At 55.9% G+C, this 16,479-nt stretch carries 15 protein-coding genes; 7 read left to right on the top strand and 8 right to left on the bottom strand.

The genetic code is table 11. From position 1 onward, the window contains the following. Positions 1-3: 3 nt before the first annotated feature. From DCS96_RS10765 to DCS96_RS10740, 6 genes are all read left to right on the top strand, one after another. The gene (locus tag DCS96_RS10765; protein ID WP_116474266.1) at positions 4-1,173 is read left to right on the top strand and encodes a pilus assembly protein; all 1,170 of its coding nucleotides are present in this window, start codon (positions 4-6) and stop codon (positions 1,171-1,173) included. Continuing rightward, positions 1,170-2,408 carry a CpaF family protein gene (locus DCS96_RS10760; protein ID WP_116474265.1) on the top strand — a complete coding sequence of 413 codons (1,239 nt, stop codon included), beginning with the start codon at positions 1,170-1,172 and terminating at the stop codon, positions 2,406-2,408. The genes DCS96_RS10765 and DCS96_RS10760 overlap by 4 nt, the downstream gene beginning before the upstream one ends. Before the next feature lie 47 nt (positions 2,409-2,455). Continuing rightward, positions 2,456-3,334 (top strand): type II secretion system F family protein, encoded by an 879-nt coding sequence (locus DCS96_RS10755; RefSeq protein ID WP_116474264.1) that lies wholly within the window; start codon positions 2,456-2,458, stop codon positions 3,332-3,334. 1 nt (position 3,335) lies between these two features. Next, positions 3,336-4,220 carry a type II secretion system F family protein gene (locus DCS96_RS10750; protein WP_116474263.1) on the top strand — a complete coding sequence of 295 codons (885 nt, stop codon included), beginning with the start codon at positions 3,336-3,338 and terminating at the stop codon, positions 4,218-4,220. Between the two features lie 158 nt (positions 4,221-4,378). After that, positions 4,379-4,966: a tetratricopeptide repeat protein gene (locus DCS96_RS10745; RefSeq protein ID WP_198650001.1), complete on the top strand. Its 588-nt coding sequence runs from the start codon at positions 4,379-4,381 to the stop codon at positions 4,964-4,966. Between the two features lie 242 nt (positions 4,967-5,208). Then, complete coding sequence (locus DCS96_RS10740; RefSeq protein ID WP_116474261.1) at positions 5,209-5,490, top strand: DUF3613 domain-containing protein; 282 nt, start codon at positions 5,209-5,211, stop codon at positions 5,488-5,490. A 37-nt stretch (positions 5,491-5,527) separates the two neighbouring features. Here DCS96_RS10740 and DCS96_RS10735 read toward each other — a convergent pair whose 3' ends face one another. Both DCS96_RS10735 and DCS96_RS10730 read right to left on the bottom strand, forming a co-directional pair. Continuing rightward, positions 5,528-6,298, bottom strand: coding sequence for a response regulator transcription factor (locus tag DCS96_RS10735; protein ID WP_116474260.1), 771 nt, complete (start codon positions 6,296-6,298; stop codon positions 5,528-5,530). 229 nt (positions 6,299-6,527) lie between these two features. Next, positions 6,528-9,128 carry a PAS domain-containing sensor histidine kinase gene (locus DCS96_RS10730; protein ID WP_198650000.1) on the bottom strand — a complete coding sequence of 867 codons (2,601 nt, stop codon included), beginning with the start codon at positions 9,126-9,128 and terminating at the stop codon, positions 6,528-6,530. A 540-nt stretch (positions 9,129-9,668) separates the two neighbouring features. On the opposite strand from DCS96_RS10730, the gene DCS96_RS10725 reads away from it, so the two are divergent. Then, positions 9,669-10,145, top strand: a complete 477-nt coding sequence (locus tag DCS96_RS10725) for a prepilin peptidase (RefSeq protein ID WP_116474258.1) — start codon at positions 9,669-9,671, stop codon at positions 10,143-10,145. A 202-nt stretch (positions 10,146-10,347) separates the two neighbouring features. Here DCS96_RS10725 and DCS96_RS10720 read toward each other — a convergent pair whose 3' ends face one another. The 6 genes from DCS96_RS10720 to DCS96_RS10695 form a co-directional block, all read right to left on the bottom strand. Continuing rightward, positions 10,348-12,312 carry an acetoacetate--CoA ligase gene (locus DCS96_RS10720; RefSeq protein WP_198649999.1) on the bottom strand — a complete coding sequence of 655 codons (1,965 nt, stop codon included), beginning with the start codon at positions 12,310-12,312 and terminating at the stop codon, positions 10,348-10,350. Positions 12,313-12,448: 136 nt separating this feature from the next. Continuing rightward, positions 12,449-13,069 (bottom strand): maleylacetoacetate isomerase, encoded by a 621-nt coding sequence (gene maiA / locus DCS96_RS10715; protein WP_116474257.1) that lies wholly within the window; start codon positions 13,067-13,069, stop codon positions 12,449-12,451. Continuing rightward, positions 13,056-14,042 carry a fumarylacetoacetate hydrolase family protein gene (locus tag DCS96_RS10710; protein ID WP_116474256.1) on the bottom strand — a complete coding sequence of 329 codons (987 nt, stop codon included), beginning with the start codon at positions 14,040-14,042 and terminating at the stop codon, positions 13,056-13,058. The genes maiA and DCS96_RS10710 overlap by 14 nt, the downstream gene beginning before the upstream one ends. A 232-nt stretch (positions 14,043-14,274) precedes the next feature. Continuing rightward, positions 14,275-15,405, bottom strand: a complete 1,131-nt coding sequence (locus DCS96_RS10705) for a homogentisate 1,2-dioxygenase (RefSeq protein WP_116474255.1) — start codon at positions 15,403-15,405, stop codon at positions 14,275-14,277. Next, on the bottom strand, positions 15,398-15,616 hold the full coding sequence (locus DCS96_RS10700) for a DUF2783 domain-containing protein (protein WP_116474254.1): 219 nt from the start codon (positions 15,614-15,616) through the stop codon (positions 15,398-15,400). Before DCS96_RS10700 ends, DCS96_RS10705 begins: the two co-directional genes overlap by 8 nt. A gap of 427 nt (positions 15,617-16,043) precedes the next feature. Further along, on the bottom strand, positions 16,044-16,457 hold the full coding sequence (locus DCS96_RS10695) for a globin (RefSeq protein WP_116474253.1): 414 nt from the start codon (positions 16,455-16,457) through the stop codon (positions 16,044-16,046). Positions 16,458-16,479: the final 22 nt, after the last annotated feature.

Below are 16,479 nucleotides of genomic sequence, written 5' to 3'. Positions count from 1 at the left end.
GGTATGGAACAGACGTTTCTGGTCTATTCGCACAACAAGAGCGATGTGGAATGGCTGCGATCGGCCCTGGCTCCGCAGCAGGTACTGTCGGTAAATGAGCAGCTGGACGATCTGCTCGGCCTGGTCGACATCACCGGGGCCAGCCTGGTGTTTGTGGGGCTGGGGGCAGACAACATGGTGGCCCAGTGCGGCATCATCGAAGGCTTGCTGGAAGCTCGGCCCTTTGTGACCGTGGTCGGACTGGGGGACGGACTGGATAATCAGCTGGTGATCAGTGCCATGCGAGCCGGTGCCCGCGACTTTATTATCTATGGTATGCGCAGCAGCGAGGTTCAGGGCCTGGTGCGGCGCCTGTCTCAGCGCCTGCCCCAGATGCCGGTACAGAAAAAACAGGGTGAATTGATGCTGATTTACGGGGCACAGCCCGACGCCGATGCCGCCCTCATCGCCTTGCATCTGGCCCTGGGGGCGCAGCAACAGGGAGAGTCGGTGTTGTTGCTGGATCTGGGCATTCCCTTCGGTGAAAGCCTCGAGGGCTTGGGGCTGAATACGTCCTTTTATTTTGGCGATGCGCTGCGCAACTTGCGCCGGCTGGATGCTAGCCTGATAGACAGTGCTTTCTGCCAGCATGACAGTGGACTCAAGGTGCTGGCCCATGACGGGCAGGATGGACCGCTGTCGGCTGTCCACTCGACCGAGTTGTATTTGCTGCTTGGCACCCTGCGTCAGAATTTCGGGCGGGTCATTGTCAACCTCTGTGGTCAGCCCGACAGCGAGTCTCTGCGTACCTTTATCAGTAACAGCCAGTGTCTGTACTGGTACATCGATCAGAGCGTGTCCTGCTGCAAACGCAGCCTGGAGGTACTGAGCGAATGGCGTCAGAGGGGCATAAAGCTGGAGCACAGCAAGCTGTTGATCGATCGCTATATAGCGAGCGTGGCGCCGGATGCCAGCACCCTGGCCAGCTCTTTTCATATGCCTTTGGCCTCGACCCTGCCTTCCTGCCCGGCGCTCAGGCTCCAGGTCAAGAATCAGGGGCGTTCCCTGTTTCAGGGGACACCTCGCAATCCGCTTGGCCGTGCACTTCAGCGTTTGACCGATGCCAATACTCAGACTGTCGATAAAAACTGGAGGAGTGGTTGGATGCAACGTTTGAAAAGGGTAGCTGGATGAACCGCGACACCTACCCGGGCAGATTGCCCCAGCCCAGCGCGCTCAAGGGAGCCCTGCATCGCCACCTGATCGATGCGTTGGAAGAGGAAGACGATAATCTGCTGGACGGCAGTCGTTTTATGCTGTTGCAGTTTGTGACCAATCAGCTGAGTGATTACATCCAAGCCCGTCATCTGGCGTACTCCCGCTACGAGCAGGATCAGCTGGCTGAGGAGCTCGTTGATGAGCTGATCGGTTTTGGCCCCCTGGAAAGTCTGTTACGGGATCCCACGGTCACCGAAATTCTGGTTAATGGCCCCTACCGGGTGTTTATCGAGCGCAGTGGGGTATTGCAACAGATAGATCTGCGTTTTATCGACGAGGCTCACCTGTTGCAGGTGATACAGCGGATCCTGGCACCCATCGGCCGTCGGCTGGATGAATCTTCTCCCATGGTGGATGCCCGTATGCCCGACGGAAGCCGGATCAACGCGGTGATCCCGCCGGTGGCCATTGACGGGGCGGCTCTGTCGGTGCGCAAGTTCCGGCAAGACATGCTGAGGAGTGCCGACCTGCTGGCCAGCCGCTCCCTCAATAGAGACATGCTGGAGTTTCTGGAACTGGCGGTGAGGCAGCGTTGCAACATCCTGATAAGCGGCGGGACCGGCACGGGCAAAACGACCATGCTGAATATGCTTAGTCAGTTGATATCACCCAGGGAGCGGCTTGTGACCATCGAAGATACTGCCGAGTTACAGCTGAAACATGACCATGTGGTCAGGCTGGAAACCCGGCCGCCGAACGCGGATGGCCACGGGGAAGTGGTGGCTCGTGATTTGGTGCGTAATGCCCTGCGGATGCGGCCTGATCGTATCATCTTGGGTGAGATCAGGGGGACGGAAGTGCTGGATGTCCTGATGGCGATGAATACCGGCCACGATGGTTCTATGACTACGCTGCACGCCAATAATGCTCAGGATGCCTTGCTGCGCCTGGAAAGCCTGGTAGGCATGGCGGGGGTGCAGGTGGCCGAGCGTACGTTACGCCAGACGATCTGCTCCGCCATAGATGTGGTGGTGCAGCTGATCCGGCTGGCCGACGGTCGGCGCTGTGTGAGCGAGATCCAAGAAGTAGTGATGCTCAGGGATGATCAGTTTGTTACCAATACGCTGTTCCGCCTCGATCGTCAGGGTAACGGCGTGTTTGTCCGTGAGTCGGCAAATCCGGCGGGAGAAAAGCTGAAGCGGATCTTCTGACGGCCGGTTTGAATGATTGACCGGTTTATGAATATCGAGGAGGAGCCATGGAGCTGCCAATGCTGTTTGGCCTGATTTCCCTGGTCTTGCTGCTGGCCGGGCTGATGCTGTTGTGGCGCAGCCGGTTCCAGGCCAGGGCCGAGGCGGTGGCACTTCGCCTGGTCAAAGATCAGGAAGAGGTGGATCAAGGAAAACTGGGCAGGATTGAAAAGGAAAAACTGAGAGCGGGCATTTCCCTTCCTTTCTGGTTGGCGGCGGTATTGTTGTTTGGCTGGCTATGCCTGCTGTTTGTCGTATTTGAACTGGGCGGATTCAGGTTGTTGTTGGCGGTATCTTTCGGTTCACTCCTGACGGCGCGCTTATATCTGTCATTTCGCTATCGCTGGCGAGTCAAGAAAATGGTCAGTCAGCTGCCCCAGATGCTGGAACATATGATCCGCAGCACTCAGTCCGGCCGGACCCTGGGAGATGCCCTCCTGCTGGCGATGGATGTGGCACCTCACCCCTTGCGTCAGGGGATGGGCCGTAGTCGTCGCTTTATCGAGCGTGGCGGAAGGCTGGGTGATGCGATGGATAGTTTTGCCGAACTTTACGAGCAGCAGGAATTCAGGCTATTGGCGCTGGGGGTCAGGGTCAACCAGCGTTACGGCGGCAGCGCGACCGAATTACTGCAAAACCTGATCATCCTGATCCGCGAGCGGGAAAAAGCTTCCAGCCAGTTGCGGGCGATGACGGGAGAAACACGGATCAGCGCGCTGGTACTGGGGGGGATGCCGCTGGCGATGGCAGCCTATATTTTTATCTCCAACCCGGGGTTTTTGATGGGACTATGGCTGGATCCGGCAGGCAAGCTGATATTGCTGGGGGCCTTGTTATTCCAGGTGGTCGGTAGTCTCTTCCTGTGGCGTATGTTGAGGAGTATCTGACATGAACTGGATGTTCATCTGTGCATCTTTGCTGGTTGGGTCCTCACTCTTGTTATTGCTGTTAATACTGCACGAGCAGAAGGCAAGGCGCGAGGTGGCACGTCGTCTGGGCAAGGGCGCGGGCCATGAAAAAGACCGGCTGTTGCGTGAAATCGGCAGCAGCCGGCTGGTGCAGCGAGGCCTGAGCATCGATGGCGAGACGCGGCTGCTGCTGGACAGGCTTGGCTGGCGGAAAAGCCGTCAAAAGTCGTTGTTTCTGGTGATCCAGCTGGGTTTGCCCCTGCTGCTGCTGCTGCTGAGGCTGTTCACCCTGTTCAGCAGCGAACCGGTGACACATCCCTGGGTAATGGCGTTTTTTGCCCTGGGAGTCGGTTATATAATTCCCAAACGCATCCTGGCGAGGGCCGTTAAAAAGCGGCAGACTCAGCTGGCCGAAGATGTCGCCTCTGCCTTGCCTCTGTTACGTACCCTGTTTGAAGTCGGCATGATAGTAGAGCAGGCCCTCAGGGTGTTGGCAACGGAAGGGCGGCATATATTGCCGGTGTTATCAGATGAATTGCATCAGTTGCTGCAGCGGGTCGACGCCGGTCTGGAGCTAAAAAGTGAATTACGGCGTACCGCCAATTTGATGGATGTGGATGAACTGACCGACTGCTTTGTTGTGCTTGAACAAATGCTCCAACAGGGGAGTGGAGCCATGACGTCGTTGTTGTCGATGAAGAAACTGCTTGATGAACGACGGATGACTCATTTGCAGGGAAAAGTATCCAAGATGTCTGCCAAAATGTCGATTGTCATGGTCTCCTTTCTTTTTCCCGCGTTATTGATTGTATTGGCAGGCCCGGGATTTATCGCCATTGTTCGGGCTATTGGAGACATGGGATGAAAAGAATAACAGGGGCATTACTGATAATAGGGATGTTGAGCGGCTGCTCGGCTATCACCGGCGCGAATATAGCGAATAACCCGTCTCCCTGGTTGATTCAGAGAGGGGGGCCACAGCCGGAGGCGTGCGCGTCGCTGAGCAAGGAGCAAGAACTGGCCTTGAATCTGTCACAAAAAATGGTTGAAAGCGGGCGTTTGCATGCGGCCCTGGCCAATATCGAGCTATTGCCCAATTCGCTCCCTGAGGCCCGTCTGGGCAAGGCAAAGATCCTGCGGTTACTCAATCGGCATGAAGCCAAAGGGCTGTACCAGAGTCTGCTGGAAACTTGCCTGGTCGCCCAGGGACACCATGGATTGGCCCAGTTGGCAGTCACTGCCAAACGCGATCAGCAGGCGCTAGCTCACCTGCAAAAAGCCATCGCTTTGTCGCCCACCAATGATGCCATGCGTAATGATCTCGGTGTTGTCTATCTGAATCTGCGCCAGCTGGAGGAGGCGCGCTTTGAGTTTCTCACCGCAATTGAGCTTAATGAGAGTGACAAGCGGGCGGCCGGTAACCTGCTGACACTCCTGATTTACCAGGACAAGCTCGCTCAGGCCAGCAAGCTGGTGTCCCGCTACAAGCTGTCTGCCAGGCAATATCAGACTGCCGTTGTCAGGGCCCAAAGACTACGGAGGCAGGATAGTGCCAGGGAAGCCGCAGATGTAGAGGCTGAAGCTGGCAGACCCAAAGCGGTTGATACGTAGCTACAAGGCAACTAATTAGCAGTTGCGAATATAAGCCACTCGAGACAGCGAGCGGGGATGAGCAAGCGGACACGCTGCGCCAGGGAGGAAAAGGGCTCCTGCCGTTCCGGCATTCCCGCCATCCATGGCGGTCAGTGGCGCGGCGGAGCCCCTAAGGATGGGTTTATGGTGAGTCTGCGTTCGAGCCTGATTTCTGTAGCACAATTAGGAACAGTTATTTATATCCAAAGGTAGGGGTGCAGATGAACAAAAAGCGATGTATCAGCCTGGCTTTATTGCTGGGAGCTTCCTGGGATGCCGGTGCCGATAGCTTCTCGCAGGCATATCCGAAGAGTGGGCAGCAACCGATGCGACAGACCGAGGTCTGGTTGCAACTACAGCGCGAAGGCACTGTGGGTTCCGAGCACGTTCAGGTGGTGACACCGGCCGAGCAGGAACGGATAATGAAGCGCTGGTTGGAGAGCTATGAACACCCACTTCCCAAATTTTTTGAGCAGGATGCCGGTGGCTTTGTTACTCCCTGATATCAGTCCTGCTCGAATTTTATCTTGAGCAAAGGGGCTATAGCTGCAGAGGTTCCGTCAGTGCCAGCGCCAACTGAGTTCGATTGGTCATATTGGTTAGCCGCAAAATCTGGGACGCATAGAGCTTTACGGTATTCTCCGTGATTCCCAGTTCATGGGCGATCTGATAATTGGTCATCCCCTTACCAATCAGTAAGGCCACTTCCTGTTGCCTGGGGGAAAGTTTTTCAAGCAGTGAGGGGAGCCTTGTCGGATCCTGGTCTATGAGACCGTCTTCGGGAGCCGGCATCTGATTCGGCTGCCATTCCGGTGTCTGGTGTAAATGATTGATGTCCTGATAGAGTTCCTGCAGCGACTCGGTTAATTGGTACATGCGTTGATTCAGGCTGCTGATGGATAGGGCTTGCTGGTTTTGTGCCAGGCGAGCCGCCAGTCTACGTACCCCGGCAAGCAGTTCGGCCATATCGAGAGGCTTCTGGAAATAGTCTGCGATTCCTGTTTTCAAGGCCGTGATGATATCGTCTTTTTCCGATTGTCCGGTAAAAAGAATGGCTTCAACAGGCCGGCTTTCCTGTCGGGCAATAAAGATTAATTTCTGGAGCAGCTGCAGGCCATTTTGACCGGGCATATGCAGATCACTCAGCACTAAGTTGATATCGGCAGTAGTAGAAAAAACCTGGACGGCTTCGTCCGCTGAATGGCAGCAGAAACACGAAAAGCCGTGATCGGTGAAAAACTCTCCCAACTCTTCCGTGATCAGTGGTTCATTATCGACGATCAGCAGTTTTTGAGGGTTCAGGCTGTTCATCTTCTTTACTCTTTCTGGGTGACGGTCATATTTGGGTAGAGTGCATTAAAAGCTTATTATTAATCAATGCTTGCGTGTTCTTATTCATACCCGCGAGTAAATAACTGATACAAATACCGCACTATTTCCAGGCAGAAGTCAGGGGATAATCGGCAGACTCTCCGTCCCAAGGCCGACGAATCTGCACTCTGTCGTGCAATTAGCAACCGCTATTTATTCCCCTCAAGGCCTACTCGGGAGCGACCGGCACCTTGATGGTAAACAGGGCGCCATGTTCGGCGTTATCGACGCTCAACTTGCCCTGCATCTGTTGTATGATGCCGTGGCTGACCGGTAATCCGAGACCGGTTCCCTGGCCCACAGGCTTGGTGGTGAAAAAGGGCTCAAAAACCTCCGGTAGTTGATGGGAGGGGATACCTCCGCCATTGTCTTCCACCTGCAGCAGAACGTGGCTGTCCTGTTCAAGGGCTCTGATAATGATCCAGGGTTTCAGTTCGGGGTGCTGACGCTTGTGTTGGAGCAGCGCATCCTTAGCATTGACCAGCAGGTTGATAAGCACCTGTTCCAGCTGATCGAGATGGCCGTAAACCTGGGGTAGGGGAGCGACCCTGAGCTTCACTTCAATGCCCTTCTTGTCCAGGGCGTCCCGGGTCAGGGACAGGGCACCCTCTATGGCCTTCTGAGGATCAAAGGGATATTTTTCCAGGGCAGAGCGTCGCCCGAAGATACGCATATGTTCGATGATACGAGATGCCCGGACTACCTGACTTTCGATACGTTCCAGCTTGTTCTTGATGTATTCGGGCGAACAGGCCTCGCTTTCCATACGTCTCAGCAAATTGACCAGGGCAATGCGCATCACGTTCAATGGCTGGTTCATTTCGTGGGCCAGGGTGGTGGCCATTTCACCTATGATGGCCATTTTGGTGCTTTGGTAGAGCTGCAGCCTCGTTTTGTGGACTTCGTTGTTATCCCGGCCGACCGCCTGGATTTCACATAGCTCTCCCCTGTCGTTGAAGATTCCCCGTTCGACCCAGACCACCCAGAGCGGCTCCTGGTTCGGGAGATGCAGGCAGATTTCGGCATTGGCAATGGGATTCTCCGGAGAAAGGGAATCCAGTCGTTGCCGGAATGCACTCAACTGCTCGGCCGACAGGTAAAACGTCAGATCCATCTGTTTCAGGGGGCCTGATTCCTGGCCGAGGTAACGGCTGAAAAGGGCATTGGCAAAGGTCAGTGTCAGGTCGGGACGATAGCGGCAGATGATTGCCGGTGAGTCTTCTACCAGCATCCGGTACCGTTCTTCACTTTCGCGCAACCGTTCGGTGGCGATGGTGGCGTCGGTAATATCGATACACAGGCCGACCACTTCCTGGGGTTGCCCCCGGTGATCCCGCAGTAGTTTGGCTTCATCCAGTACCCAGTGATAGTGATGCTGGGTATCCCGTATCCGATAGTAGCTGCTGATGGCTCCCTCTGAGAGCAGGGTAGGGAGCCGCTCGAAAAAGGTTTCGTGATCATCCGGATGAACAAAGGCTGCCAGGGATTCTTGTTGTATCTGCTCGGGTTGCCAGCCCAGCACCGAGTGCAGGCTGGCACTGAAAAATGCCGGCTGCAACACCCCATTTTCGTAATGTTGCACGTAGATGATGGCCGGAGCGCTGGCGACCAGGGACTCCAGCCTGTTGTTGGCCGTTTGAACCTCAATTTCCTGTTGCTTCATCTCCTGTATGTCGAGCAGGGTCCCGATCAGGCAGGATCCCAGCTCCGGATTGTGTGGTTGTATATCAATCCGGTACCAGCGAGACTGATCGTCTATCTGCAGGCGCAGATTCTGGCTGAAAGCGGTTTTTTTTGTGCAGGCTTCTGCAAGACGAATCCGAAATTCTTCCCTGTCAGTCGGAAGTAGCAAGTCCAGCCATCGGGCTAATGATATGGCCTGCTTCCCCGGCAGGCCAAAGGTATGCAGCAAATGTGGTGCTATATGACACAGGCCCACCTCGGGATCATACTCCCACCAACCCACATTTTGTAACCGTTGCAAGGTGTTGTAGCGGGCAAGCTCCCTGTGGTGTTGCTGTTCCTGCAGTCTCTGCAAGAGCGGAGTGATCAACTGGGCGGCAATTTGCGTCCAGTCGTCCGGGCTCAGATAGGGGGCCTGTTGCTCGGCGGTATAGTAGGCGCACAGCAGCCAGGCGCAGACCTTGTTGTCGCTCTGATAGGGAGTGGCCCAGACGAGAGCGGGGTGGCTATTTACCGTATCAAGGGGAAACGAGAGCGGCTCCGGGTAGTCCAGCTTGCTCAGACGGGTGTCGATCTGATACTCCTCCCACCAGTGAACATTATCTCCGGGACGGCAATATTGCTGGTAAAGGTACCAGGTACCCTCATTTTCCAGGGCGATGGCGATACAGGGGATGCGCAGCCGCAGGGCCAGGCCTTCGAGTAATTCGAGGGTTTGCTCCGATAAGTGATGACAGCTTCGCAAACTGCCGGGAATGCTCATGGTGTAGGCGAGCAACTGGGCCTTGCGTTCATACAGATTTACCCTGTCGACCATATCCGTTACGTCTGTCAGTAACAGTTGCCAGCTGTTGTCGGATTGGGTCAACCAGCCGCGGGTGTACAGGGGATGACTATTTTTGCTTTTAAAGCAGAGATCTATGGATTGATTGTTCCAGACAGCAAGGGCATCCATGAGCAGAGGGGCAGGTGAATACAGGTAGTCGGCCAGCATACTCGGAGTCGCCGGCTGAGGATGGGGCAACTCCGCACTCAGTGGCCCCTCGCATCGAATGACGAAACCACTGTCGTCCAGCTCGATAAACAAGGTGTCCTGGGGGAATGAAGGATATGCAGCGCGCTTTGCTACAGGTTGCTTCGGTTCTTTTCTGATGCGCCTAAACCACTTTGTTAACATGTTGACCTCATGGCTATACATATATTCATCACCAACCAAGGTCGGAGGAGTGCTTTATCCGCTGGCGATGGCTGATCACTGATTGGCGTTACCAGTTATTTGCTCTGACCAAAGAGGATCTATGTAGTGTTTTCGTGCGGAAAAATGGTGTTGACTTCAGGCTTTTTATGTTCATTTGGATAAATCAAGGGTTATTGATCTTGTTTTTTCAATGTGAAATAGAACTCATGTGACTTATTGATGGGGGTTATTCCAACTCGAATTTATGATAGGTCGAACCATGTGGCAGATCCAGAGTTAAACGAGATGTGAATAAATATTTACAGGTTGGTGAACACTTGCAATGATATTGGTTTACAACACAGCGATAATCAGGATCTTGATACGAGTGGGTGGTTAAAAAACAGGCTGCGGTGGCGGGATCATTACAAATAATGATTGGAGAGAGATATGTTATATCCAGCGTTGGTTGTTTGGGCCGGAATATGCGCTTTACAGGATGCCAGTCAGAAACGTATTGCCAATAGTCTTACTTTTCCTTGCATGGCGGTGGCACTGGGATATTTGTTGATAAGAGGAGAAACCTTGACCGGTGCTTCACCTAGCCAGGCGATTACCGCTATCTCTGTGGTATTTTTGCTGCTATTACCGGGCTATATGCTTGGCCGGACGGGCGCCGGGGATATTAAAATGATGTTGGGGCTGGCACTGGCCAGTGATGCATTGCATGTTTTGATTTGTATTGTGATTGCCGGAGTTGGAGTGGGAATATGGGCTCTGTTATCAGCTCGTGTTTGGTCTTTTATTCCAGTTAATATGAAAACTTTCATGCAATATATGGCTCCAGGGGGAAATGATGGCATACCCTATGCCCCCTTCCTGTTTTTGGGTTTTTGTTTTGCCAGTGGCTGGATAGGCCTGCTTTGAACTATGCGCTGGATAATGGTGATACCTTGATTCAGATAACAAGCGCAAAGGTTGTGGCATACCCAAATGCGCTCAAGGCCTGCCGGCACGGCTTGATAGGGGATGGCGGGCATGCCCTCGGACCATGTCAGTAAGGGGGATCTGGCTGGAGAGTGATTTCTCCCTGGGTTTGAGCTTACCTTTGCAGACGCAATGAACACGCTCAGCAGGCCAGCTCGGGTCTGTCCCTGAAGTTTTCCAGCGCTTTGGGGTTGGCCAGGGCGCCGATGTTCTTCACCGGCTCACCATGGACCACGTTGCGAACCGCCAGCTCGACAATCTTTCCCGACTTGGTTCTGGGTACATCATGCACCGTCAGAATTTTGGTCGGCACATGACGTGGCGTGCACCGGCTGCGAATACGCTGGCGGATCGCGGCCTCCAGCTCGGGGGTCAGGCATGCCCCTTCCGCAAGTTTGACGAACAGTACCACCCGTACATCCTGTTGCCACTGCTGGCCGATCACCACCGAATCCTGTATTTCTTCGAACTGGTTGACCTGGCGATAGATCTCGGCAGTGCCAATGCGCACCCCGCCGGGGTTCAGTACCGTATCTGAGCGGCCGTAAAACTGCATGCCGCCGTGAGCGCTCAGCTCGACAAAATCTCCATGGTGCCAGACATTCGGGTAAGTGGCCCAGTAGGCTTCGTGATAGCGGCGGCCGTCGGCATCGTTCCAGAAACCGACAGGACGATTGGGAAAGCTGTTGACGCAAACCAGCTCGCCGCGCTTTTCCTGCACTGACCGGCCCTGCTCGTCGAATACCCGCACGTCCAGTCCCAGGCCGATGCACTGGCACTCGCCGCGATAGACGGGGCTGATGGGATTGCCCAGTACGAAGCAGCCGCAGATGTCGGTACCGCCGGCGATAGAGGACAGTTGCAGATCGGCCTTGATGCCCTGATAGACATAATCGAACTGTTCCGGCGTCAGCGTCGAGCCGGTGGAGCAGAGCGTGCGTAGAGTGCCCAGATTATGGCTGTCTGCCGGCCTGATATGCTGTTTTTCGAGTGCTTCCAGATACTTGGCCGAGGTGCCAAACAGGGTCATACCTGTCTCAAGGGCCCAGTCCCACAGCACCTCTCCTCCGGGGACAAAGGGCGAACCTTCATAGAGCAGCAGGGTGGCGCCACTGGCCAGCGCCGAGGCCAGCCAGTTCCACATCATCCAGCCGCAGGTAGTGAAATAAAATACCCTGTCGCCGGGGCGAATATCGCAATGCAGCCGGTGTTCTTTCAGGTGGTTGAGCAGGATGCCGCCTGCCGAATGTACTATGCACTTGGGTTGGCCGGTGGTGCCCGAGGAATAAAGGATATAGAGCGGGGCGTTGAAGGGCATGGGCGTGAATGTGAGCCGGGCGTCCCGGTAATGGTTTAGCAGCTCGGGCCAGTGCCGGGGCTGCTCCCGTTCGCTCAGCTGATGCTGGCCGATATAGGGGATCTGTACCCAGTGATCGATGCTGTCGATGGCGGCGACGATGTCGCGGGCTTTACGGCTGGTATCGTGCAGTTTGCCGTTATAGCGGTAGCCGTCGGCACTGAACAATACCCTGGGCCGGGTCTGGCCGAAGCGTTCGACCACGCTGTCTACCCCGAAGTCCGGCGAGGTGGAGGTCCACACCGCCCCCAGGGAGGTGGTGGCCAACATGGCCACCAGGGTTTCCGGCAGATTGGGCAGGTAGCCGGCTATCACATCACCCGGGACTATGCCCTGGTCCCGCAGAAACCGGCTGATGGTGGCGACCTGCTTGCTGAGTTGCTGCCAGCTAAGGGCCCTGTGCCCCTGGCCCTCGGCCTGGAACAGCAGGGCATCCTGCCCGGCAAAGTCCTGGGCATAAGCCAGCATATTTTCGGCAAAATTGAGTTTTGCGTTGGGGAACCAGAGCGCATGCTCGGCATTATCGGGGTTTTCCACCAATGGCTCGCCCTTGTCGCCGATCACCCCGGCAAAGTCCCACAGCTGGCTCCAGAATGCGGGACTGTCCTGTACCGACCAGGCGTGCAGGCCGGCGTAATCGGTCAGGGGAGGGTTCAGGTGCTGGTTTACCTGCTGCATAAAATCGTGTAACAGGCTGTCTTGTATCCGGGCGGGGGAGGGTTGCCATAACAGGGCGTCTTGCGGTTGCATAGCCATGTCCTTGTCGATGCCGTGATCATTCAAGCTTAACAATAGCATGACGGTTTGGGAGGAGCGCCTGGACAGCTCCCGTTTACTGAGGTGGGTGATGTTCGAGTACGGGTGATGGGGCCGTTTGGCCCCAGGTTTATTGTCGGTCCGGGTGGGCCTGGTTGAACGCATCCAGCCGGTTACAGGCCTGCTCGATGGCCGTGAGTTTGGGATAGGGAGTCAGGTCCAGTTTGAAGCGGCGCGCATTATACAGCTGGGGCACCAGGCAGATATCGGCCAGGGTCGGTGACTCACCCCAGCAGAAGGAACTGTCGCTGTCGCTCAGCTGTTGTTCCAGCGGCGCCAGCCCCTGCCGCAACCAATGGTGATACCAGCTGGTTTTCTGCGCTTCGCTGATGCCCAGTTCACCGGTCAGGTACTTGAGTACCCGCAGGTTGTTGAGCGGGTGGATATCGCAGGCAATCTGCAGCGCCAGTGCCCGGACTCTGGCCCGGGCCAGCGGGGTGCCCGGCAGCAGGGCGGGCTCGGGATAGCATTCGTCCAGATATTCGATAATGGCCAGCGACTGGCTGATGATCCCTTCGCCGGTGTCCAGACTGGGTACCAGTCCGGTCGGATTCAGCGCTCGGTAGGCATCTCCCAGCTGGACGCCGTCCAGCAGTGAAACGGGGCTGGCCTGGTAGGCCAGCCCTTTCAGATGCAGCGCTATGCGTACCCGATAGGCTGCACTGGAGCGTATATAATCATAGAGTTTCATATTTCACCACCTGCTGATCGATGGCGCCGAAGATGGACTGGCCCCGGGCATCCAGCATCTCGATACGCACCCGGTCGCCGAACTGCATAAAGGGCGTCTTGGCCGTGCCCTGGTCGATGATTTCCAGCATGCGCCGTTCCGCCAGACAGCAGGAGCCGGTGCTACGATCCACGTTCGAGACGGTGCCCGAGCCGACAATGGCGCCGGCGCATAACGCCCGGTTGAAGCTGACATGGGCCACCAGCCGGGCAAAGTTGAAGGTCATGTCGGTGCCCGCATCGGGCTCGCCGAACAGCTCACCGTTCAGGTGGACCCGCAGACGGTGGTGCACCTTGCTGTCTTGCCAGGCATCGCCCAGTTCGTCCGGGGTCACCGCCACCGGCGAGAAGGAAGAAGCCGGCTTGGACTGGAAGAAACCGAAGCCCTTACCCAGCTCGCCCGGGATCAGGTTGCGCAGGGATACATCGTTGACCAGCATCAACAGCTTGATATGGGAACCGGCCTGCTCTGCAGTGGTGCCCATGGGCACATCGTCGGTGATCACCGCTACTTCTCCCTCGAAATCGATGCCCCAGGCTTCGTCGGCCAGGCGAATGTCTTCGCGCGGGCCGATAAAGCCGTCGGACACGCCCTGATACATCAGCGGATCGGTCCAGAAGCTGGCGGGCATCTCGGCACCACGGGCTTTGCGCACCAACTCAACGTGGTTGACGTAGGCGCTGCCGTCGGCCCACTGGTAGGCGCGGGGCAGGGGCGAGGCACAGGCGGCCTGGTCGAAGGCGAAGCTGTCGGCGCAGGCGCCGTCGTTCAGCCGTTGGTACAGGGCCTGTAATTGAGGCTCGGCCTCAACCCAGTTGTCCAGGGCGGCCTGCAGGGTCGCCGCAACTTCGGTGGCCCTGACCGCCCGGCTCAGATCCCGGGATACCACGATAAGCTGGCCGTCGCGGCCCTGTTTCAGAGAGGCTAGTTTCACGGTTTTCTCCTTAAAAAATCTATCGTTACCAAGGTTTCTTCAAACGGGATTGGCTGTCCCTTTAATGTTGGCCAGAAACGGCGCATCGGCCAAAGGTGTCTGCTCTGCCGACTCGCCGTAAACCCGTCCCTGGGGGCAGCCGCACCATCCGTGGTGGGGATGGTCGGCTGAGGCACCAGGGGCAGGTTCCTTTTATTCGGGACACGAGGTGTAGATGCAGATGTACATTTCTTTATGCTTTTACCTGCCAGGAATTCACATACTCGATGTTCTCCACCCCCTCCGGCAGCTCGGCGACGTTAAGGGGCAGCCGGGTGTCGATCATCACCGCCACCTCATCGGTCTCGGTGCGGGTATGCTTGGCGCCGGCGGCGAAGGCCTTGGGATGGGGCCCATGGGTAAAGCCGCAGGGGTGCAGGGTGATCATGCCGGCATCAATATTGTCTCGGCTGAAGAAGTTGCCCTTGTGGTAGAAGATGACTTCGTCGTAATCGTCGTTGTTATGGTAGAAGGGCACCTTGAGGGCACCGGGATCCGATTCGATCGGCCGGGGCACAAAGGTACAGATCACGAAGCCGTTGGCCACGAAGGTGGTGTGGGCGGACGGCGGCAGATGAAAGCGGTGGCTCATCAGCGGGCGAATATCGCGCCAGTTGAGCTTGAACACCGTCAGCTCACCCTTCCAGCCCTGGGCATCCAGCGGGTTGAACGGAAAGGTAATGCAGTTCATCTGCTCTCGGGCCTTGAGCAGTACCCGCCAGTCCCCTGCCTTGGCCTGCTGAGCCTTGAAGGCATCATCGATGCGCGGATATTCGAGTATGGCCGGATCAAACACCGCATGCTGGCCGACCAGGCCGCGTTCGGCGGTCATATAGGAGCCGTCGGTGGCTTCAATCATCAACATGGTGACCGGCTCATCCAGCTCCAGGCGCCAGCTGGTGGAGCGGGGCAGGATAATATAGTCGCCATCCCGGAAGCGCAGATGGCCATAGTCGCAGTAAAGGTGACCGCTGCCCTGGTGGATAAACAGGCACTCGTCGCCGTCGCCGTTACGCACCAAATGGTCCATCGACTGGCTGCTTTTCCAGATACGTACTCGAACATTGGCGTTATGTAACAGGGGAGTGGCATCCCAGGGCGATTGACCCGGCTGGTCCAGTTTATTGGTGTCGAAGGCGCGCGGCCGCAGGGGGCCCTCCCAGGCGCTCCAGCCGGTGGGGGCATGAGTGTGATACATATGGGTGGCCGGGCCGAAAAAGCCTTCCTTGCCGATTTCCCGCTCGAAGGTGCCCTCCGGCATATCACAATGGGCCTGGTGAGATGTGTTCCCTTCACGAATGGGGAACTGGAACCATTTACGCATAAACCTTCTCTCCTTGCATTTCCATAGAGCCGGCTCTATCAAAAGCCGGCTCGAGTGCCTGGGTCTCGTCAATATGATTGGCCGGTAATAAGTTAAGTCTGGCATTGATCTGCAGACTGCGCGCCTTGTCGTCGATCTGGTTCAGTTCGGGTAAATGCCTGTAGCCATGCTCCGGAGCCGGACCGCGTGGCGGCGGTTTTAGCTTATTCATGCCGTGTGCTCTTCCGACCTGCTGTCAAGGGCTTGCTCATCATCTATTCTTTACGGGTCTCAGATGTTGCCAATCACTTAGTTGCATTGGTAACTAATATGGTGGTTTGTCATGTATATGGCAAGTGTTTTTTGTTAATTTATTGTGATTCGGTTTACGGTGTCAGGCCGGTTTTGCCTGCAGGCTCAAGACCGAGCCGGAACCGCTTTTGGTGCAGGGGAGGTGGGTAATATCAATGAGATTACATTTGAAACTATAAATGGGCGGGTGAAGCGTCGGGGGGCCGTTCGGAGTCCCTGTTTCCTCTTTGGTGAATCAGCTCGACCGAGAAGGTATTCCGTATTTGGAGGAAATGACGTTAAAGCCGGGACTACCGTCAAGCTGGCATAGTATTCGGAAGGGGACTGTTCCCGGATAGCCCTGGGCGTTACTTGTCGTATTTGAACTTCATATAGGTAATGCCGGGCGCCATCACCAGGCGCCAGGCCAGTTCCACATCTTCGGAAATTTCATCATCAAATTGCGTTACTGTGCGGATTAAACATTCCAGCCAGCGATCATAAAGCTCCGGGTTAATATCCAGGTGGTCACGGTTGTGTCTTTCGGCGATGCGGCGAATGGAATCGTCAGCCTGGCCGCTGGCATAGAAAGCAAACAGGCTGTAGAAAGACTTTTTCAGCATGCTTTGCTGAGTTGCCATGTCGGTATATGCAAAACGTTGGGCGATTCGCCTATCATCATTCAGAAAGCGCTGATAAAAGGCTTCGAAGAAGTCGTTTCCATCCCTGCGGGCACTCAGTACGCGCTCGTAACTCTCATCAAAGATCTGTTCAAAACTCATATCATGATCCTGCTACCCTGCC

Source organism: Zobellella maritima (assembly GCF_003075035.1).
GTDB classification, from domain to species: domain Bacteria; phylum Pseudomonadota; class Gammaproteobacteria; order Enterobacterales; family Aeromonadaceae; genus Oceanimonas; species Oceanimonas maritima.
This window is presented reverse-complemented; position numbering and strand designations above follow the sequence as displayed.